This is a genomic window from Xanthomonas sp. NCPPB 3005, from assembly GCF_041228095.2.
Taxonomy (GTDB): Bacteria; Pseudomonadota; Gammaproteobacteria; order Xanthomonadales; family Xanthomonadaceae; genus Xanthomonas_A; species Xanthomonas_A bonasiae.
In genome coordinates this window covers 3,462,710-3,483,022 of sequence record NZ_CP166096.2, presented here as the reverse complement: position 1 = coordinate 3,483,022, position 20,313 = coordinate 3,462,710, and the positions used below count along the sequence as shown (strand labels likewise).

At 69.4% G+C, this 20,313-nt stretch carries 18 protein-coding genes; 12 read left to right on the top strand and 6 right to left on the bottom strand.

The features are described 5' to 3' along the window. Positions 1-54: 54 nt before the first annotated feature. The gene (gene htpG, locus AB8810_RS15110) at positions 55-1,959 is read right to left on the bottom strand and encodes a molecular chaperone HtpG (RefSeq protein WP_369914089.1); all 1,905 of its coding nucleotides are present in this window, start codon (positions 1,957-1,959) and stop codon (positions 55-57) included. 213 nt (positions 1,960-2,172) lie between these two features. On the opposite strand from htpG, the gene rsmD reads away from it, so the two are divergent. From rsmD to AB8810_RS15095, 3 genes are read left to right on the top strand one after another with little or no spacing between them, the layout of a single operon-like run. After that, positions 2,173-2,778, top strand: coding sequence for a 16S rRNA (guanine(966)-N(2))-methyltransferase RsmD (rsmD, locus tag AB8810_RS15105; protein WP_369914088.1), 606 nt, complete (start codon positions 2,173-2,175; stop codon positions 2,776-2,778). Next, complete coding sequence (coaD, locus tag AB8810_RS15100) at positions 2,775-3,281, top strand: pantetheine-phosphate adenylyltransferase (RefSeq protein ID WP_179563901.1); 507 nt, start codon at positions 2,775-2,777, stop codon at positions 3,279-3,281. Before rsmD ends, coaD begins: the two co-directional genes overlap by 4 nt. 36 nt (positions 3,282-3,317) lie before the next feature. Then, positions 3,318-3,812, top strand: a complete 495-nt coding sequence (locus AB8810_RS15095) for a hypothetical protein (RefSeq protein ID WP_179563902.1) — start codon at positions 3,318-3,320, stop codon at positions 3,810-3,812. Positions 3,813-3,932: 120 nt separating this feature from the next. Here AB8810_RS15095 and AB8810_RS15090 read toward each other — a convergent pair whose 3' ends face one another. Continuing rightward, a complete protein-coding gene (locus tag AB8810_RS15090; protein WP_369914087.1) occupies positions 3,933-4,856 on the bottom strand; it encodes an SDR family oxidoreductase in 924 nt (307 codons plus the stop codon). 361 nt (positions 4,857-5,217) lie between these two features. Here AB8810_RS15090 and AB8810_RS15085 point away from each other — a divergent pair, with 361 nt between their 5' ends. From AB8810_RS15085 to AB8810_RS15070, 4 genes are all read left to right on the top strand, one after another. Next, complete coding sequence (locus tag AB8810_RS15085; RefSeq protein WP_179563903.1) at positions 5,218-5,502, top strand: YfhL family 4Fe-4S dicluster ferredoxin; 285 nt, start codon at positions 5,218-5,220, stop codon at positions 5,500-5,502. After that, positions 5,499-7,250, top strand: a complete 1,752-nt coding sequence (gene ggt, locus AB8810_RS15080) for a gamma-glutamyltransferase (protein WP_369914086.1) — start codon at positions 5,499-5,501, stop codon at positions 7,248-7,250. The genes AB8810_RS15085 and ggt overlap by 4 nt, the downstream gene beginning before the upstream one ends. 40 nt (positions 7,251-7,290) lie before the next feature. Continuing rightward, the gene (locus AB8810_RS15075; protein WP_369914085.1) at positions 7,291-8,181 is read left to right on the top strand and encodes an MBL fold metallo-hydrolase; all 891 of its coding nucleotides are present in this window, start codon (positions 7,291-7,293) and stop codon (positions 8,179-8,181) included. Positions 8,182-8,294: 113 nt separating this feature from the next. After that, positions 8,295-10,025, top strand: a complete 1,731-nt coding sequence (locus tag AB8810_RS15070) for a glycoside hydrolase family 9 protein (protein WP_369914084.1) — start codon at positions 8,295-8,297, stop codon at positions 10,023-10,025. A 121-nt stretch (positions 10,026-10,146) separates the two neighbouring features. Here AB8810_RS15070 and AB8810_RS15065 read toward each other — a convergent pair whose 3' ends face one another. Together AB8810_RS15065 and upp are read right to left on the bottom strand one after the other, a co-directional pair. Further along, the gene (locus AB8810_RS15065; RefSeq protein WP_369914083.1) at positions 10,147-10,581 is read right to left on the bottom strand and encodes a hypothetical protein; all 435 of its coding nucleotides are present in this window, start codon (positions 10,579-10,581) and stop codon (positions 10,147-10,149) included. Positions 10,582-10,788: 207 nt separating this feature from the next. Continuing rightward, the gene (upp, locus tag AB8810_RS15060; protein WP_145700641.1) at positions 10,789-11,421 is read right to left on the bottom strand and encodes a uracil phosphoribosyltransferase; all 633 of its coding nucleotides are present in this window, start codon (positions 11,419-11,421) and stop codon (positions 10,789-10,791) included. A gap of 158 nt (positions 11,422-11,579) precedes the next feature. Here upp and AB8810_RS15055 point away from each other — a divergent pair, with 158 nt between their 5' ends. Continuing rightward, positions 11,580-14,102, top strand: a complete 2,523-nt coding sequence (locus AB8810_RS15055; RefSeq protein ID WP_369916677.1) for a TonB-dependent receptor — start codon at positions 11,580-11,582, stop codon at positions 14,100-14,102. Between the two features lie 14 nt (positions 14,103-14,116). Continuing rightward, a complete protein-coding gene (locus AB8810_RS15050) occupies positions 14,117-15,277 on the top strand; it encodes a phytase (protein WP_369916676.1) in 1,161 nt (386 codons plus the stop codon). A 149-nt stretch (positions 15,278-15,426) separates the two neighbouring features. Here the strand turns inward: AB8810_RS15050 and AB8810_RS15045 are convergent, their stop codons facing one another. Both AB8810_RS15045 and AB8810_RS15040 read right to left on the bottom strand, forming a co-directional pair. After that, positions 15,427-15,726, bottom strand: a complete 300-nt coding sequence (locus AB8810_RS15045; protein WP_369914082.1) for a hypothetical protein — start codon at positions 15,724-15,726, stop codon at positions 15,427-15,429. Positions 15,727-15,739: 13 nt separating this feature from the next. After that, positions 15,740-17,236, bottom strand: coding sequence for an aminotransferase class III-fold pyridoxal phosphate-dependent enzyme (locus AB8810_RS15040; protein ID WP_369914081.1), 1,497 nt, complete (start codon positions 17,234-17,236; stop codon positions 15,740-15,742). Between the two features lie 128 nt (positions 17,237-17,364). Here AB8810_RS15040 and AB8810_RS15035 point away from each other — a divergent pair, with 128 nt between their 5' ends. The 3 genes from AB8810_RS15035 (at position 17,365) to tgt (ending at position 20,207) form a co-directional block, all read left to right on the top strand. Beyond that, positions 17,365-17,796 (top strand): Lrp/AsnC family transcriptional regulator, encoded by a 432-nt coding sequence (locus tag AB8810_RS15035; RefSeq protein WP_179563911.1) that lies wholly within the window; start codon positions 17,365-17,367, stop codon positions 17,794-17,796. 140 nt (positions 17,797-17,936) lie between these two features. Next, positions 17,937-18,989, top strand: a complete 1,053-nt coding sequence (gene queA, locus AB8810_RS15030) for a tRNA preQ1(34) S-adenosylmethionine ribosyltransferase-isomerase QueA (RefSeq protein ID WP_369914080.1) — start codon at positions 17,937-17,939, stop codon at positions 18,987-18,989. A 72-nt stretch (positions 18,990-19,061) separates the two neighbouring features. Then, the gene (gene tgt / locus AB8810_RS15025; RefSeq protein ID WP_179563913.1) at positions 19,062-20,207 is read left to right on the top strand and encodes a tRNA guanosine(34) transglycosylase Tgt; all 1,146 of its coding nucleotides are present in this window, start codon (positions 19,062-19,064) and stop codon (positions 20,205-20,207) included. Positions 20,208-20,313: the final 106 nt, after the last annotated feature.

Sequence of the window (20,313 nt, the reverse complement as noted above, 5' to 3'; positions counted from 1 at the left end):
AAGCCGGCACGATGCCGGCTTCGTTCTTCCACGTGCTTGGTCCGTGCCGCAGTCTTACGCCGACAACTCCAACAACAGCTTGTTGAGCCGCCGCACATACGCAGCCGGATCCTTCAGGCTGTCGCCAGCCGCCAACGCAGCCTGGTCGAACAGCACTCGCGCCAGGTCGCCGAAGCGCTCGCCGTCGGCTTCCGCATCCAGTTTCTCGATCAGCGGATGCGCCGGATTGAACTCGAACACCGGCTTGCTCTCCGGCAGCTTCTGCCCGCTGGCTTCCAGGATCTGCCGCATCTGCAGGCCCAGGTCGCCCTGGCCGATGGCCAGGATCGCCGGCGAATCGGTCAGGCGGTGCGACACGCGCACTTCCGAGACGTCCTCGCCCAGCGCCTGCTGGATGCGCTCGACCAGGCCCTGCTTGGCCTTGGCCGCTTCTTCCATGGCCTGCTTCTCTTCGTCGCTGTCGAGCTTGCCCAGGTCCAGGTCGCCGCGCGCCACGTCGACGAAGGACTTGCCGTCGAACTCGGTGAGGTAGCTCATCAGCCACTCGTCGATGCGGTCGGTGAGCAGCAGCACTTCGATGCCCTTCTTGCGGAACACTTCCAGGTGCGGGCTGTCCTTGATCTGCGCGTAGCTCTCGCCGCTCAGGTAGTACAGCTTGTCCTGGCCTTCCTTCATCCGCGCGACGTAGTCGGCCAGCGCCACGCTGTGCTCGGCGTCGCCGCTGTGGGTGGAGGCGAAGCGCAGCAGGCCGGCGATCTTCTCGCGGTTGGCGAAGTCCTCGGCCGGGCCTTCCTTCAGCACCTGGCCGAAGTTCTTCCACACGCTCTTGTAGCGCTCGGGTTCGTCCTTGGCCAGCTTCTCCAGCATGTCCAGCGCACGCTTGGTCAGCGCCGACTTCATCGAGTCGATCACCGGGCCGGACTGCAGGATCTCGCGCGACACGTTCAGCGGCAGGTCGCTGGAATCGACGATGCCCTTGATGAAGCGCAGGTACAGCGGCAGGAACTGTTCGGCCTGGTCCATGATGAAGACGCGCTGCACATACAGCTTGAGCCCGCGCGAGGCGTCGCGCTGGTACAGGTCGAACGGCGCGCGCCCGGGCACGTACAGCAGCGAGGTGTAGTCGAGCTTGCCTTCGACCTTGTTGTGGCTCCACGCCACCGGGTTCTCGTGGTCGTGCGCGATGTGCTTGTACAGCTCCTGGTATTCCTCGTCCTTGATCTCGTTGCGCGGCCGCGTCCACAGCGCGCTGGCGCGGTTGACGGTTTCCCATTCCGGCGTTTCCGGCTTGTCCTTGTCCTCGCCGTGGTGTTCCTTGGGCAGTTCGATCGGCAACGCGATATGGTCGGAATACTTGCGCACGATGCCGCGCAGCTTCCAGCCGTCGGCGAAGCTGTCCTCGCCCTCCTTCAGCTGCAGCACGATGCGCGTGCCGCGCTCGGGCTTGTCGATGGTGGCGACCTCGAACTCGCCTTCGCCGCGTGAGGACCAGTGCACGCCCTCGCTGGCCGGCAACCCGGCGCGGCGGCTGTACACGTCGACCTGGTCGGCGACGATGAAGGCGCTGTAGAAGCCCACGCCGAACTGGCCGATCAGGTGCGAATCCTTCTTCTGGTCGCCGGACAGGTGCTTGAGGAAATCGGACGTGCCGGACTTGGCGATGGTGCCCAGGTGCGAGACGATCTCCTCGCGGCTCATGCCGATGCCGTTGTCGTCGATGGTGACGGTGCCGGCGTCCTTGTCGAAGCCGATGCGGATGCGCAACTGCGCATCGCCGTCCAGCAGCTCCGGCTTGACCAGCGCCTCGAAGCGCAGCTTGTCGGCCGCGTCGGAGGCATTGGAGATCAGTTCGCGCAGGAAGATCTCTTTATTGGAATACAGCGAGTGGATCATCAGCTGCAGCAGCTGCTTGACCTCGGTCTGAAAGCCCAGGGTTTCTTTTTGGGTTTCCACGCTCATCGGTGCTTGCTCCATGGGTGATGGCTGGCCGCGCGGAGGAGGGCGCGACTCTGTCAGCGGAGATGGTGGCGGCCAGGCCCGGCTTCAAGCGCCGGCCGGCGCGAGCGGGCGTCATGGCGCTGGTCTATCATCCTGGCCCCGTTCCGTACCGCCGCCGTCGATGCCGATCCCGTGCCCGTTGCCTCCCGATTCCCGGCCGTCGCGAGGCCGCCGATGAGCCGCGCCGGCGCGGGCCAGGTACGCATCATCGGGGGGCGCTGGCGCAACACGCGGCTGCCGGTGCCGGACCTGCCGGGCCTGCGCCCGACCTCCGACCGGGTCCGCGAGACCCTGTTCAACTGGCTGCTGCCGGCGCTGCCCGGCGCGCGCGTGCTGGACCTGTTCGCCGGCAGCGGCGCGCTCGGCCTGGAGGCGGTGTCGCGTGGCGCGGCCTCGGCCTGCCTGGTCGAGCGCGACCCGGCGCTGGCCGCCGGCCTGCGCGCCAGCGTCGCCAGGCTGCAGGCGCAGGCGCAGATCCAGGTGGTGCAGGACGACGCGCTGCGCTGGCTGCAGGCGCCGGGCGCCGACGCCCCGGCCGACATCGCCTTCGTCGACCCGCCGTTCGCCGACGGGCTGTGGGATGCGGTGCTGCAGCGGCTGCCGGCGCGGCTGGCCGCCGACGCCTGGCTGTACCTGGAGTCGCCGGCCGGGCAGGCGCCCGCAGTGCCGGCGCCGTGGGCGCTGTACCGCGAGGGCGGCAGCCGCGAGGTCCGCGCTGCCCTGTACCGGCGCACCGCTGCTACACTTCCCGGCGACCTTCACGCGGTATCCAACGCATGACCGTGGCCCACAGCCGCATCGCCGTCTACCCCGGCACCTTCGATCCGATCACCAACGGTCACATCGACCTGGTCAACCGGGCCGCGCCGCTGTTCGAGCAGGTGGTGGTGGGCGTGGCGCAGAGCCCGTCCAAGGGACCGACGCTGCCGCTGGAATTGCGCGTGAGCCTGGCCCGCGAGGCGCTGGCCGGGCACCGCAACGTGGAGGTGATCGGCTTCGACACGCTGCTGGCGCATTTCGTGCGCTCGGTCGGCGGCGGGGTGCTGCTGCGCGGCCTGCGCGCGGTGTCGGATTTCGAATACGAGTTCCAGATGGCGAGCATGAACCGGCATCTGATCCCGGAGGTGGAGACGCTGTTCCTCACCCCGGCCGAGCAACACAGTTTCATTTCGTCGTCGCTGGTGCGCGAGATCGCGCGGCTGGGCGGGGACGTGTCCGGCTTCGTGCCGCCGTCGGTGGTGCAGGCGCTGGTCCAGGCCCGCCAAGCCGCGGCGCAGCGCTGAGCCGTCCGCCATTCACAGACAACAAGGGAGCCATCCATGAAGAACACCGTACGCGTGCTGCTGATCGCCTCGCTGGCACTGGGCTTCACCGCCTGCAAGAAGGAAGAGGCCGCCGCGCCCGCCGCCGACGCGCAGCCTGCGCTCACCGTGCCGTCCAAGGACGACGATGCCGGCTGGAAGAAGTACCTGCAGGAAGTGGCGCTGCAGAACATGGGCACCATCACCAACAGCCCGTTCCTGTACTACCTGCCGCCGGAGTCGGATGCGGACTTCCAGGCCAAGTACGATCGCCAGGTCGAAAGCGCCACCACCGCCATCGGCCGCGGCATCCAGCCGGGCAACATGCTGGCGTTCGGCTCCTCGGCCTCGGCCAAGATGGCCGACCTGATCGCCGCCGCCTTCGCCAAGGTCGAGCCGAACACGATGAAGGGCGTGCGCGTGGTCTACATCGGCAACGCCGCCGACAACGCGCGCGTGCAGACCGTGATCCAGCCGACCGGCGCCGAGTACATCTTCGTCGAAGCGAAGTGATGCAGCGCCGGCGTGCCCGCCCGGGCGCGCCGGCCCACGCGGCCCGCCAGGCGTTCGGCGCGGCGGGCCGCCTAGGGTGGCGGCCATCTGCGGCCGCCACCCGCTGCGGCTGAGGCAAGCTCAGTCGCCTGCGCTAGCGCCGAACGCCTGGCGACGCCTGCCGACCCACTCTCCGATCGTCGCAGGACGAAATCCTTGCAGTGCCGGCTGTGCCTGGAACGGCGCGGCCAGGATCGCATCGGCCTGGCTCGGGTGCGTGGCGAAGAAGTGGAACTTGGACGCCACCTGCCGGCCGCTTCCCGCGCCCAGCGCCGCATCGACCTCGCGCTCGAACGCCTCCAGCGGCTGCGCGCGGTACACGACGCGCCGCCCGAGTGCGGCCGACAGCCGCGCGGCGAATTCCTCGCCGACCACGCTCTCCGGCCCGGCGATGCGGTGCCTTCCGCCATCGACGCCGCGCTCGAGCAGGCTCAGCGCCGCCTCGGCGCAGTCCTCGGCCGAGGTCCAGGCGATCGCCTGTGTCGCAGCGATCGGCGGCGCGAACACGCCATGGTCGACGATGTCCGCGCGCGCCGACGGCTTCAGCAGATTGTCCAGGTACAGCGTCGGCCAGACGCTGGCGAACGGCAGCCCTGTGCGCTGGGCCAGGTCCTCGAGCTGCGCATTGGCGACGAAGCTCGGTTCGCTGCAGGGGGCGGGCAGACGCGCGCTCGCCAGTTTCAGGACGAACGAGCGCAGCCGACACGCGGTGATCGCCGCCAGCGCATGTCCGGCCTGGGCCAGCATCGCCGGTTCCGGTCCGGTGGGAATCTGCAGCACGGCATGGGCGATGCCCGCGCTGGCGGCGCGCAGCGACGCCGGATCGCGCAGGTCGCCCTCGGCAAGCTCGACGCCGAGGGCGGCCAGTGCCTGTGCGCGGCGGCGGTCGCGGACCAGCGCCCTGACCTGGAAGCCGCGGCGCAGCGCGGCATGGACGACGGCGGCGCCTTGCACGCCGTTGCCGAGATAGACGAGCAGCGAGCGGGGGGGATGCATGGATGACATGGAACGGCTCCTGGGATGGCGGATCCGCCGGAGCTGCAGGGTCGGCATGCTCACGGACAGACCCCGGGCATGGATGAAACGCGGGGACTGTCGGGGGATCGCGCGCGGCGCGCGGACCAGAGCTTCCCGGCACAGACAGGGAAGGGCTTGGGCCTACCGAGACCAAGCCAGCCATTTTCGACGGCGCGACTGTAGGCGCCGCGAGGCGCAGGTGTCAACGCCGCAGGCGTGCGTCGCGAGGCCAGCGCCGACCGCCGCCGCGCGCCAAGGCGACGTTGCGTTCCGCGCGCTCGCTGCGCCCTTCGCGGGGGCGCGCGGCCCGATCCGGTAAGATACGCGGGTTAGTGCCGAATCCAGCGAAATGTCCCTCAAGATCAACGAGCTCTGCGTCAACTGCGACGTCTGCGAGCCGGCCTGCCCGAACCAGGCCATCGCGATGGGCGAGACGATCTATGTGATCGATCCGGCCCGCTGTACCGAATGCGTCGGCCATTTCGACGAGCCGCAGTGCGTGGTGGTGTGCCCGGTCGAATGCATCGACCCGGATCCGGCGATCCCGGAAAGCCACGACCAGTTGCTGGCCAAGCTGCTGCAACTGCAGCGCGATCATCCCGAGTTTTACCGACAGGAGCCCCCCGCCGCATGAGAACCCTCGTCCGCCGTGTCCTGCTGCTCGCCCTGGTCCTGACGCCGCCGGCGTGGGCCGAGGCGCCGGTCGTTGCCGCTGCCTCTGCCGCACATCCGCCCGGTGCCGCCGTCGCCAGCGGCCACCGCCTGGCCACCGATGCCGGCCTGCAGATCCTGCGCGAGGGCGGCAACGCGTTCGACGCGGCGGTGGCGGTGTCCTCGACGCTGGCGGTGGTCGAGCCGATCAGCTCCGGCCTGGGCGGCGGCGGCTTCTTCCTGCTGCACGACGCCAAGACCGGCAAGGACGTGATGCTGGACGCGCGCGAAGTCGCGCCGGAATCGGCGACCGCCGACAAGTTCCTGGATGCCAAGGGCGCGCTGGACCGCGACCGCTCGGTCAACGGCCCGTGGTCGGCCGGCATTCCCGGCCTGCCTGCGGCGCTGGTGGAACTGGCGACAAAGCACGGCAAGCTGCCGCTGCAACAGTCGCTGGCGCCGGCGATCCGCATCGCCCGCGACGGCTTCCCGGTGTACCGGCGCATGGCCGAGGGCTACCGGTCGCGGCGCGAGGTGATGGAGCGCTATCCCGGCACCCGCGAGGTGTATCTGCGCAACGGCAAGCCGATCGCCGAAGGCGACCTGTTCAAGCAGCCGGAGCTGGCCAACACGCTGCAGTTGCTGGGCGCCAAGGGCTTCGACGGGTTCTACCGCGGCGCCACCGCCAAGAAGCTGCTGGCCGGGGTCAAGCAGGCCGGCGGCCACTGGACCGCCGAGGAACTGGCCGGCTACACGGTCAAGCAGCGCACGCCGATCCGGTTCGACTACAAGGGCTGGACCATCACCACCGCGCCGCCGCCGTCGTCCGGCGGCATCGCCCTGGCCAGCATGCTGCAGATCCTGGAAGGCTACGACCTGAAGGCGATGGACCCGGTGCACCGCACCCACCTGGTGGTGGAGGCAATGCGCCGCGCCTACCGCGATCGCACCTTCTTCCTCGGCGATCCGGACTTCACCGCGGTGCCGCAGCGCGTGCTGCTGAGCAAGGACTATGCGGTCGGCCTGCGCTCGACGATCAATCCGGAGAAGGCCACGCCCAGCGATCTGCTGTCGGGCCAGCCGACCCCGCTGGAAGACGACGAGACCACCCATTTCTCGATCATCGACGGCGAGGGCAACCGCGTCGGTGCGACCCAGACCGTGAACCTGCTGTTCGGCTCCGGGCTGATTCCCAAGGGCACCGGCGTGCTGCTCAACGACGAGATGGACGACTTCGCGCTCAAGCCGGGCACGCCCAACGCGTTCGGCGTGATGGGCTACGAAGCCAACGCGCCCAAGCCGGGCAAGCGCCCGCTCAGTTCGATGACGCCGACCTTCATGGAGAACGCCGACAAGACCATCGTGCTCGGCACCCCGGGCGGCAGCCGCATCATCACCATGGTGCTGCTCGGCATCCTCGGCTACGACGACGGCCTGAGTGCGCAGCAGGTCGCCGCGTTGCCGCGCTACCACCACCAGTGGCTGCCGGACGTGATCGAGGCCGAGACCGGCACCTTCGACGCGGCCACCGTGCAGGGCCTGCAGGCGATGGGCCATGCGCTCAAGCTGCCGGGCGACAGCGCCGAGGGCGGCCGCGGTTCCAGCCACGTGTGGGGCAACCTGCAGACGGTGGAGTGGGACAAGCGCAGCAACACGCTCAGCGGCGGCAGCGACCCGCGTAACGAGGTCGGCAGCGCCGAGGTCCTGCAACTGGCAGCGCCGGCGCGCTGAGTCGCCCGCTTCTGCGAATCCCCAATCCCGAATCCCTGCAATGAAGCTCTGGTCCATCCAAGGCAACTCCCAGAAACTCGACGGCGGCGCGATGTTCGGCAACGCGCCCAAGGCGATGTGGCAGCAATGGGCCGCGCCCGACGACGGCAACCGCATCGCGCTGGCCTGCCGCGCGCTGCTGGCGCGCCCGCTGGCCGGCAAGACGGTGCTGTTCGAGACCGGTGTCGGCGCGTTCTTCGCGCCGGCGCTGCGCGAGCGCTACGGGATCCAGGAAGAGCGCCACGTGCTGCTGGAGTCGTTGCACGAGGCCGGCGTCGCGCATACCGACATCGACGTAGTGGTGCTGAGCCACCTGCACTTCGACCATGCCGGCGGGCTGTTGGCGCCATGGCGCGAAGGCGCCGCGCCGGAACTGCTGTTCCCGAACGCGCGCTTCCTGGTCGGCGCGGCGCACTGGCAGCGCGCGCTGCAGCCGCATCCGCGCGACCGCGCCAGCTTCATTCCCGAATTGCCCGGCCTGCTGGAGGCCAGCGGCCGCCTGGAGCTGGTCGACGGCGACTATTCGCACAGCCTGGGCGAGGCGGTGCGTTTCCGTTTCAGCGACGGGCACACGCCGGGGCTGATGCTGGCCGAGATCGTCGGCGCGCAGCAGGTCGAGGGCCAGGCGCATGGCGGCGTCGCCTTCTGCGCCGACCTGATCCCCGGGCGCTCCTGGGTGCATGTGCCGATCACGATGGGCTACGACCGCAACGCCGAACTGCTGATCGACGAGAAGCGCGCGTTCCTGGAAGACGCGCTGGCGCGCAACGTGCACCTGTTCTTTACCCACGACCCGGACTGCGCGCTGGCGCAACTGGCGCGCGACGGCAAGGGCCGTTTCGTCACCACGCACGAGCTGCCGTCGCTGCAGGCGCGGTCGCTGGCGGGCTAGGGCGCCAGCCCCGATCGCGTGACAGGCCGCAGGCGCCGCGGCATTCCGGCTGGCGGCTGAAAGCGCGCCGCGCCGCGCTTGCAGCCGTCATCGCGGCCGGCCAGTATCGGCGCATGAACCTGCCTACCGCCTTGCGTTGCCTGCTTCTCGCCTGCCTGGTCGTCGGTGGCTGCGCCTCGCGTTCCGAGGATGCCGCCATGTCGCCGATCCGGCTCAACCAGGTCGGCTATCTGCCGGCCGCCAGCAAGCTCGCGGTGGTGCCCGATGGCCACGGCGACGCCTTCGCGGTCGAACGCGCCGACTCCGGCAAGGTGGTGCTGCGCGGCAGACTGGGGCCGGTGGCGACATGGGCGCCGGCGCAACAGGCGGTGCGCATCGCCGATTTCTCCGCGTTGCGGGAACCGGGCCGCTATCGCCTGCGCGTGGACGGGCTGGCGCCATCGGACAGCTTCGCCATTGCCGCCGACGCCTACGACGCGGTGACGCGCGCGGCACTGAAGGCCTATTACTTCAACCGCGCCAGCACCGCGCTGCCCGGCGAGTACGCCGGCCGCCACGCGCGCGCGGAAGGGCATCCCGACACCCACGTGCTGATCCATGCCTCGGCGGCCTCGCCGGGACGTCCGGCCGGCACCGCGATCTCCGCGCCGAAGGGTTGGTACGACGCCGGCGACTACAACAAGTACGTGGTCAATTCCGGCATCACCGTGTACACGCTGCTGGCCGCCTACGAGCAATTCCCGGCCTACTTCGCCGCGCAGAAGGAAGGCATTCCGGACAGCGGCGGCGGCGTGCCCGACATCCTGCGCGAGGTCGACTGGAACCTGCAGTGGCTGCTGGCGATGCAGGATCCGGGCGACGGCGGGGTCTACCACAAGCTGACCAACCTGGACTTCGGCGGCATGCAGATGCCCGACCAGGCGCGCGCGCCGCGTTACGTGGTGCAGAAGAGCACCGCGGCCACGCTCGACTTCGCGGCGGTGATGGCCCAGGCCAGCCGCATCTACGCCCCGTTCGACGACCGCTTCGACGGCGTGTCCAAGCGCATGCTGCAGGCCTCGCGCCGCGCCTGGGCGTGGGCGCAGGCGCATCCGGATGCGGTCTACCGGCAGCCGGCGGACGTGCACACCGGCGGCTACAACGACGACAAGCTCGACGACGAGTTCGCCTGGGCAGCGGCCGAACTGTACCTGGCCACCGGCGACGATGCGTTCTACGACGCGGCGATGGCGCGCAACGTGCCGGCGAGCGTGCCGAACTGGGGCTCGGTCGGCGGGCTGGCGTGGATGTCGCTGGCGCAGCACCGCACGCGGCTGACCGCGCACGCGGACCAGGCGCGTATCGCGCACGAGATCGACAGCGTGGCCACGCACTTGCTGCATGCCTGGCAGGGCTCGGCGTGGAAAGTGGCGATGGCCCCGGGCGACTTCCATTGGGGCAGCAACAGCACCGCGCTGAACCAGGCGATGCTGCTGCTGCAGGCCTATCGGCTGCAAGGCAAGCCGGAGTACCTGCAGGCCGCGCAGTCGCAGCTGGACTACGTGCTCGGGCGCAACCCGCTGGGCATGTCGTTCGTGACCGGCATCGGCGCGCGTTCGCCGCTGCACATCCACCATCGCATCTCCATCGCCGATGGCGTCGCCCTGCCGGTGCCGGGCCTGCTGGTCGGCGGTCCGCAGCCGGGCCAGCAGGACGCCCGGGAGTGCAAGCACGCCTACGCCTCGTCGTTGCCGGCGCTGTCCTACCTGGACCAGGAATGCAGTTATGCCAGCAACGAGGTGGCGATCAACTGGAACGCGCCGCTGGTGTATGTGAGCGCAGCGCTGCAGAACCTGCAGCGCTGAGCGTGGTGCGCCGGCGGTGCCGGCGCTGCGTGGTGGCCGCCGCGCCGTCGCCTGACGGCTGCGTCCCGCTTGCCGATGCCCGCGGCCGCCGTGGCGGCAGCGCGCCGCCACCGCGAGCGCACTAGGACTGGATCAGGTAAGGCACGCCGCCGTCGTTGACGCCGATGGCCGGCGCGACATTGCCGAGTCCGACCGCATCCTGCGGCGCCAATGCCGTGATCAGCGCCTGGTAGGCCTGGCTGGCGGAATTTTCCCAGTAGGCGAGTTGGCCGAACACGATGCAAGGCGGCGTGCTTCCCGGCGCCAGGCCGGTCTGCAACACGTTCAGCACCGTCGCTACGTCGGCGGCGGTGAACGTTTCGCCAAGGTTGTCGTAGAGGGGGAGATTGATCCCGATCAGGTTGCCGTTGCTCACTACGGCGATGCCCACGCTGGACAGGAAGGTGCTGAACTGCAACAGGGCGCCCTGGTTGTTGCCGCTTTCCAGATCCAGTTGCGCGAATTGCTGCGGGCCGATCGCCAGCGGATTGGAGGCTTGATTGAGGGAATAGCTCATGTGCCGTGTCCTGAAGGAAGGAGGGATGCGGCCGGCCCGGCGCGTCCGCGGTGGGACAGCGGGCGCGCCGACGGCGACGCCCGCCGCGGGGGTGCGGACGGAGACCGGGCCGCGGCCGCCGCCTGGGGCAGCGACGGCCATGGCCGCCTTGCCTAGAACGTGGACACGAACGCCTTGTGAGTGCCGCCGCGCGCGGCGGCGGCGGGCTCAACCCACTCGGGTGCCGAAGATGCGGTCGCCGGCGTCGCCGAGGCCGGGCAGGATGTAGCCCTTGTCGTTGAGGTGGTCGTCGATCGCGGCGGTATAGACCTCCACGTCCGGATGCGCCGCTTCCAGCGCGCGCAGTCCTTCCGGCGCGGCGACCAGGAAGATGCCCTTGATCCGCCGCGCGCCGGCGCGCTTGAGCATGTCCACGGTGGCGATCAGGGTGCCGCCGGTGGCCAGCATCGGGTCCAGGATCAGCGCGTCGCGTTCCTCCAGGCGGCCGGTGAGGCGCTCGAAGTAGGGCACCGGTTGCAGCGTCTCCTCGTCGCGCTGCAGGCCGACCACGCTGACCCGCGCCGCGGGGATCAGCGCCAGCACACCGGGCAGCATGCCCAGCCCCGCGCGCAGGATCGGCACCAGGGTGATCTTGGCGCCGGCGATGCGTTGCACCTGGGTGGGGCCGGCCCAGCCGTCCATCGTGTGCGTCTCGGTTTCCAGATCGGCGGTGGCCTCGTAGCCGAGCAGGGTGCCCAATTCGGTGACCAGTTCGCGGAAGCCCTTGGTGCTCAGTGCGGCATCGCGCAGCAGGCCGATCTTGTGCTGCACCAGGGGATGGCGGACTTCGACGATCTTCATGGGCGCACTCGCAACGGGGGTGCGCACAGTGTGCCGCAGCCGGCTCCGTGGCCGCCAGCTGCCTGTCCGGCGCCGGCGTGTCACTAGCACGCAACGTGTCGGAAATATGTTGTTTCCCAATTCTTAACGTTAGATGGGGATCCGCATCCGTGCATACCGTGCCTAGCAAGACTCCGCTGTTCGTGGCGATCGCGTTCGGCCTCGGCGCCGCCTGCGCCGGCTACGGCGCGCAGGCCGCCGACGCCGCCGATGCGGCGATCGATCTGGAGCGGGTCGAAGTCCGCCCGCAACTCGAGGCCCAGGCCCGCGCGGTGGATCTCAAACGTGGCGCCGACGCGATCCTGGACGCGGTCTCGGCCGACGAGGTCGGCGACTATCCGGACCAGAACGTGGCCGAATCGCTGCAGCGCCTGCCCGGGGTCAGCGTCACCCGCGACCAGGGCGAGGGCCGTTTCGTGGTGGTGCGCGGGCTGGATGCGGCGCTCAACAGCGTCAGCATCGACGGCATCGCCATCGGCACCCCGGAGAGCGACAACCGCGCCGCGCCGATGGACGTGATCCCGTCCGAATCCACCGAGCGGCTGAAGGTGGTCAAGTCGCCGACCCCGGACATGCCCGGCGATGCGATCGGCGGCGCGATCCTAGTCGAGTCGGCCTCGGCGTTCGATCGCGACGGCCGCAGCATCCGCGCCAAGCTCGAGGCCAATCACCAGCAGCTCAGCGGCAAGACCAGCCCCAAGGCCTCGTTCAACTACAGCGACCTGTTCGCCGACGACACGTTCGGGATCGCGCTGGGCCTGAACTACCAGGACCGCGAGTTCGAGTCCGACAACACCGAAGGCGAGTACGACGCGATCGACAACGGCGACCTGGTCATGGTCGAGCAGCAGCGCCGCAAGTACCACATCGACCGCAAGCGCATCGGCGCCACTCTCAACCTGGACTGGCATCCGGACCAGGACAACCGCTATTACCTGCGCACGCTGTTCAGCAGCTTCAAGGATGCCGAGACCCGGCAGAACACGGTGATCTCCTTCGACGCCGACGACATCCAGGCCAACGGCGACGGCACCTACTCGGCGCCGGTGGACAAGCTGTCCAAGCGGGTGCGCTACCGCACCAAGCAGCAGGACACGCTGGCGGCGAGCTTCGGTGGCGAGAACAACCTGGGCGGCGCGGTGCTGGACTACCAGGCCGGCTATACCAAGACCCGCGAGCGGGTGAACGACGAGAAGGAGGCGCGCTTCAAGTACGACGGCGACGATCTCGACGCGACCATCGACCAGAACGGCCGCCTGCCGGCCATCGGCCTGTCCGGCGACGACTGGGTGTCCAACGGCAACTACGTGTTCGACAAGTTCGTGCTCTCGCCCGGCCGCACCGACGACGACGAATACAGCGCAAAGATCAACGTGCGCTTCGACGCCGACAACGCCAGCTACAAATTCGGCCTGCTCGGGCGCTGGCGCGACCGCGACGTGGACAAGAACGAGAGCGAGCTGTCCGAAGGTCCCGACATCGACCTGGCCGACTGGACCGTGGCGCCGCCCGAACACCGCCACAACAGCCTGGGCCAGGCGTTGAGTTCCTCGGCGATGCGCGCCTACTGGGCGCGCAACGGCAGCCAGTACAGCGCCGACGACGGCGATGTCGGCAGCAATGCGGTCGGCGCGTTGTCGGAGGACTACGTCGCCAAGGAGGACGTGCTGGCCGCGTATGCGATGGGCACCCGGGATATCGGCGCGTTGCGGCTGATCGCCGGCGTGCGCGTGGAGAGCACCCGGTTCAAGGCCAGCGGCTACCAGGTCGACGTCGGCGACGACGGCGAGTCGTTCGCGGCCAGCGCGCTGCAGGCCAGCAGCAGCTACACCAACGTGTTGCCGGGCCTGCACCTGCGCTGGAACGGCGGCGAGGACTGGTCGCTGCGCGCGGCGCTGAACAAGACCGTGTCGCGGCCCGGCTTCGGCCAGGTCGCGCCGCACGCGACCATCAACAACGACGACGAGGAAGTGGAGCTGGGCAATCCGAACCTGGATCCCTACGCGTCGACCAACCTCGACCTGTCGTTCGAGCGCTACCTGGGCAAGACCGGCATCGTCTCGCTGGGCCTGTTCGGCAAGTCGATCGACGGCTACATCGTGGACACGGTGATCGACAATGCGCCGGCCTACGCCGGTTACGACGTCAGCATGGCGATCAACGGCAAGCGCGCCAAGGTCTACGGCGCCGAGTTCAACTGGCAGCAGCAGTTCGCGTTCCTGCCGGAAGGCTGGGACGGCCTGCTCGGCGGCGTCAGCGGCACCTGGCTGCATACCGAGTTCGACCCGGGCCTGGACGATCGCGAAGGCGAGGACTTCACCTTGCCGCGCGCCTCCAGGAACGTCTATACCGCCTTCCTCGGCTACGAACGCGACGGCTTCTCCACCCGGCTCTCGGCGGTGTACCGCAGCGCGTACCTCGACGAGCTGGGCAAGGCCCGCGACTACGATATCTTCGTGGCGCCCAACACCCAGCTCGATTTCAGTCTGGATTACCAGATGACCGACACCGTGCAGTTGTACTTCGACGCCTCCAACCTGCTCGACAAGCCGCTGGAACGCTACCAGGGCACGCGTGCGCACACCCAGCAGTACGAGGAATACGGGCGCACCTTCGCCGTCGGCGTGCGGGTGAAGCTGTGACCGGCGCGCATTCGATGCTGCGCCTGGGGGCGCTCGCACTGGCCTGCGGGCTGCTCGTGGCCTGTGCCAACACGCCGTCGACCGGCGCGGCGGCGGTACCTGCTACGCCCGTCGCCAAGCCGGCAGCGGCCGAGCGCGAACCGGACGAGGGCGCGCAACACGATCCGTTGCTGAGCGAGGCCAAGCTGCCGCATGAGGTGATCGCAGAAGCGTTCCTCACCGCGTCCACCCCGGCCGACAACCTCGATTCGCCGGCCAGCTGGACCACGCCGCAGGGCCAGCGTTGGATCATCACCACCGCCAAGAAGAGCGGCGAGCTGGTGGTGTTCGACGGCGACAGCGGCCAGCGCCTGCGCACCGTCGGCGGCAAGGGCGCCGCGCCCGGGCAGATGGACCGGCCCAACGGCATCGCCGTGGTCGGCGACCTGGCGTTGGTGGTCGAGCGCGACAACCATCGCGTGCAGGCCTTCTCGCTGCCGGACTTCGCCTCGGTCGCGCTGTTCGGCGCCGAGGATCTGAAGAAGCCGTACGGGCTGTGGGCGCAGCCGAAGGACGGCGGCATCGAGGTCATCGTCAGCGACAACTACATGCTCGGCGCGGACGAGGAAACCGTGCCGCCGCTGGCGCAGCTGGGCCAGCGCTTCCGCCGCTACCAGCTGCGCAGGCAAGGCCAGGCCTGGACCGCGACGCTGACCCAGACCTTCGGCGAGACCTCCGCGGCCGGCGCGATCCGCATCGCCGAATCGGTGTACGCCGATCCGGCGCACGACCGCCTGCTGCTGGCGGAGGAAGACGTGGCCAGCGGCACCCGCCTGCGCGAATACGGCCTGGCCGACGGCAAGTACCGCGGACGCGACATCGGCGCCGACCTGTACAAGGCGCAGGCCGAGGGCATCGCGCTGCTGAGCTGCGCCGACGGCAGCGGCTACTGGATCGGCACCGACCAGTTCAAGGACCGCAGCCTGTTCCACGTGTTCGACCGGCAGACGCTGGCGCATGTCGGCGCCTTCGCCGGCAAGGTCACCGCCAACACCGACGGCGTGTGGCTGGATCAGCGCGGCGACAGGCGCTTCCCGCAGGGCGTGTTCTATGCCTTGCACGACGACCAGGCGGTGGCCGCGTTCGACTGGCGCGACATCGCGCGCAGCTTGCGGCTGAAGGAGTGCGCGCGCTGAGGTGGATGGCGATCTGCCGCGCAACCCGCGCGCAGATCGCCCTTCGCCGGCACCACGCGCGCGGCCGTAGCCGATCGATCGGTTTCGTTCGAATCGGTGGCGCTATGAGGTGCGGTCGAATCGTCCGGGGGATGCCGCGCTCGCGCGACTCACTGCGCCATGCGGTAGAGCAGGAACGCCGCCAGCGCCAGCAGTGCCCAGCACAGCAGGCCGACCCCGATCACCGCGTCGTCGCTGGCGATCAGGCTGCCGCTGGCGTTGCGGTAGAACAGCGGCTGGCCGTGGCGGCGCTTGCCGGGCCGCCGCGGTGGCCGGTCGCGGCGGGCTTCGGCGCGGATCCAGCCCAGCGACAGCACCGGCAGCAGCAGGCGGCCGCTCCAGTAGCCGAACAACTGCAGGACGAGTTCGAACAGCGGCCGGGCGATCGCCTCGGCCAGTTCCTGCACCATGTGCCAGCCGGCCTTAAGCGGCGGCGGCCTGCGCCAGGCGCGGGCCCTCGCGCAGCGCGCGGCCGATCAGGCCGACCAGCAGGTCCAGTTCGTCGCTGTCCATCGCGAAATGCGGGGTGAAGCGCAGCGAGTTCTCGCCGCCGTGGATCACGTTGACCCCGTGCTGGCGCAGCCATTCCTCGGTGGAGCCGGCGCCGTAGCACTTGAACTGCGGGGCCAGCGCGCACGAGAACAGCAGCCCGGTGCCCTGCACCTGGGTGATCAGCCCGCCGAGCTCGCTCTTGAGCTTCTCCAGTTTCTGTACCGCCTCGGCGCCGCGCGCGCGGATGTTGGCGCGTACCTGCGGGGTCAGCTGCGCCAACGTGGCGCTGGCCACGTCCAGCGCGCGCGGGTTGCTGGTCATGGTGTTGCCGTAGGTGCCCTTGCGGTACAGCTGCGCGGCATGTCCGGTCACCGCCAGCACCGACAGCGGGTACTGCGCGGCGTTGAGCGCCTTGGAATAGGTTTCCATGTCCGGCGGATCGAGCTGTTCGAAGCCGGGGTAGTCCACCACCGACAGCACGCCGTGGGCGCGCAGCCCGGCCTGGATCGAATCGACCAGCAGCAGGCTGCCGTGGGCGCGGGTAAGTTCGCGCGCGGCGGCATAGAACGCCGGCGGCAGCGCGCGACCCGGGTCGCCTTCGCCCATCACCGGCTCCAGGAACACCGCCTCGACGAACCAGCCGTGCTGCTCGGCGTCGGCGAACGCGCGGCGCAGGGCCTCCACGTCGTAGGGCGCGATCGCGATCACCGAATCCTCGCCGCGATAGCTGGCCAGGTGCTGCACGTAGGCCTTGCGGCTGGAATCGGAATACAGGCCCGGCCGGTCGGTACGGCCGTGGAAGCTGCCCTTGACCACGATGCGCTTGATCCTGGCGCCGGCATGGCGCGCGCCCGGATCGGTCTGCAGCTTGGCGTTGATGTCGGCGATGCGCGCGGCCAGGCCCACCGCTTCGGAGCCGGAGTTGAGGCACATGAACTTGCTGTACGGACAGCCGCCGCGCTGCTGGCCGATCTCGGCGCGCAGCGCGCGGTCGAAGCGCAGCTGCGACAGGCTCGGGGTCATCACGTTGGCCATCGCCTGCGGCCGCGCCATCGCTTCCAGCACCGCGTCCGGGGTGTGGCCGAAGCCAAGCATGCCGTAGCCGCCGGCGTCGTACAGCACCGCGCCCTTCAGCGTGACCACCCACGGCCCGCGCGCGGCCAGCGCCACGTACGGGGTCACCGCGTCGTCGGCGTAGAAATTGACGAAGCCGGCCTGCAGCGTGCGGATCTGCTCGACCTCGTCCAGTTCGAGCAGGTCGGCGAACTCCGCGGCCAGGCGCGCATGGTCCGCGCCGGCGGCCTCGATCGCGGCGCCCAACTGCGGGTGCGAGGCGGCCAGGCGGTCGATGCTGGCATCGTCCAGGCCGGCGGTCAGGCGTTCGCCGGCATGGGCGCGCAGCGGGGCGAGGGGGCCGAGTACGGACATGCGGGATCTCCTGGAGGCGGGTCGTCTAGCGATAGACCTTCTATTATCAGGACCGGATCGTCGATTGGCAGAGTTGATTTGTGCAGGAAATCGGATAATTTCGTCGATTCGACGAAATCCGGCCGCGCATGAAGATCACGTCCTCCGACGAACGCCTGCTCTCGCTGCTGCGCGAGGACGCCCGCGCCTCCACCGCGCAGATCGCCCGCAAGCTCGGCCTGTCGCGCACCACCGTGCAGAGCCGGATCGAGCGGCTGGAGCGCGAGGGGGTGATCTGCGGCTATACGGTGCGCACCCGCGGCGACTTCGAGCAGGGCCACATCCGCGCGCACATCCTGATCACCGTGCTGCCGAAGAAGATGACCTCGGTGGTCAAGGCGCTGCGCGAGATCGACGAGATCCGCGTGCTGCACTCGGTCAGCGGCTCCTACGACCTGATCGCGCTGGGCGTGGTGCCGGGGGTCAACGACATGGACGTGCTGACCGACCGCATCGGCGCAGTGGATGGGGTGGAGCGCACCACCTCCTCGATCATCTTGTCGACCAAGTTCGAGCGGTGAAAAGGCCGGGATTGGGATTCGGGATTGGGGATTCGCAAAAGCGCAATGCCTGCTCCGCTTTACCCAATCCCCAATCCCGAATCCCCAATCCCGGCCCTCCAGCTACAATGACCGGCCACCTGCACTGTGATACGCCGGCCTTGAAGAAGTCCGATTTCCGCTACGAGCTGCCCGAGGAACTGATCGCGCAGGCGCCGCTGGCCGAACGTTCCGCCAGCCGCCTGCTGCTGGTGCCGCCGGCGCCGGCGCCGTTCGCCGATCGCCAGGTGCGCGATCTGCCCGAGCTGTTGCAGCCGGGCGATCTGCTGGTGTTCAACGATACCCGGGTGATCCCGGCGCGGCTGTTCGGCAACAAGAGCAGCGGCGGTCGCGTGGAGATCCTGATCGAGCGCCTGCTCGGCGGCCAGCGCGCGCGCGCGCAGCTGGGGGTGAGCAAGTCGCCGAAGGCCGGGGCGCGCATCGCCCTGGATGCCGGCGGCGAGGCCGAGGTGCTGGACCGCGATGGCGAGTTCTACGTGCTGCAATTCCACGTGCCCGACACGCTGGAGGCGTGGCTGCAACAGGCCGGGCGCCTGCCGTTGCCCCCGTACATCCGCCGCGAACCCGGCCTGGACGACCGCGAACGCTACCAGACCGTGTTCGCGCGCGAGGCCGGCGCGGTCGCCGCGCCGACCGCCGGCCTGCATTTCGATGCGCCGTTGCTGGAGGCGCTGCAGGCGCGCGGCGTGAGCGTCGGCCATGTCACCCTGCACGTGGGCGCAGGCACCTTCCAGCCGGTGCGGGTGGAGGCGCTCGCGCAGCACGTGATGCATCGCGAATGGCTCAACGTCGGCGCCAGCCTGGTCGAGCAGGTCCGGCGCACGCGCGCCGCCGGCGGCCGCGTGATCGCCGTCGGGACCACGGTGGTGCGCGCGCTGGAGAGCGCATCGAAGGACGGCGAACTGCATCCGTTCGCCGGCGAAACCCAGATCTTCATCCTGCCCGGCTACCGCATCCGCAGCGTCGATGCGATGGTCACCAACTTCCACCTGCCGGAAAGCACGCTGCTGATGATGGTCTCGGCCTTCGCCGGCCGCGAACGCATCTTCGACGCGTACCGGCATGCGATCGAACAGCGCTACCGCTTCTTCAGCTATGGCGATGCGATGTTGCTGTGGGGCGGGGAAACGGGAATGGGGAATGGGGAATCGTAGAAAGCACAAGCCATTGCTCCGTCCGTTGCCGTTGCCACTCCCGATTTCCGATTCTCTATTCCCGGCCTTTCAATGTCCCGATTGCAGTTCCAGCTAGACACCACCGACGGCGCCGCGCGCCGCGGCCGCCTGACCTTTCCGCGCGGCACGGTGGAAACCCCGGCGTTCATGCCGGTCGGGACCTACGGTTCGGTCAAGGGCGTGCTGCCCGAGCAGATCAAGGCGCTGGGCGCGCAGATCATCCTCGGCAATACCTTCCACCTGTACCTGCGGCCGGGACTGGACGTGATCGGCGACCACGGCGGTCTGCACGGCTTCGCCCGCTGGGACGGGCCGATCCTGACCGATTCGGGCGGTTTCCAGGTGTTCTCGCTGGCGCACCGGCGCAAGATCAGCGAGCAGGGGGTGACCTTCGCTTCGCCGACCGACGGCGCCAAGGTGTTCCTGGGCCCCGAGGAGAGCATGCGGATCCAGAAGGTGCTCGACTCGGACATCGTGATGATCTTCGACGAGTGCACCCCGTACCCGGCCACCGAGGACGTGGCGCGCCGCTCGATGGAGCTGAGCCTGCGCTGGGCGCAGCGCTCGCGCGATGCGCACGAGGCCTTGAGCAACGACGCCGCGCTGTTCGGCATCGTCCAGGGCGGCGTGCATGCGGACCTGCGCACGCGCTCGATCGAGGGCCTGCAGGCGATCGGCTTCGACGGCTACGCGATCGGCGGGCTGGCGGTGGGCGAGCCGGAGCACGAGCGCAACGCGATGCTCGAACACCTGCATCCGCGGCTGCCGGCCGACCGGCCGCGCTACCTGATGGGGGTAGGGCGGCCGGAGGACCTGGTCGAGGGCGTGGCCCGCGGCGTGGACATGTTCGACTGCGTGATGCCGACCCGCAACGCGCGCAACGGCCACTATTTCACCTCGTTCGGCACCGTACGCATCCGCAACGCCCGCTACGAGCGCGACCTGGCGCCGATCGAGCCGGGCTGCGGCTGCCACGCCTGCAGCGGCGGCTATACCCGCTCCTACCTGCGCCATCTGGACCGCTGCAACGAGATGCTGGCGCCGATGCTGGGCACCCTGCACAACCTCTGGTACTACCAGAAGCTGATGGCCGACATGCGCGCGGCGATCGCCGCGGGAACCTTTGCCCAGTTCCGGCGGTCCTTCTATGCGGCACGAGGCGTGGAAGCAACGCCACTCCCATCGGAGCAGGGATAAAGCCCCTCTCCCCCCGGGAGAGGGGTTGGGGTGAGGGTACGGGGCGCAGCCTCGCGGGCATCGAAAGCACACGAGGCTGCGCCCGTACCCTCATCCGCCGCTGCGC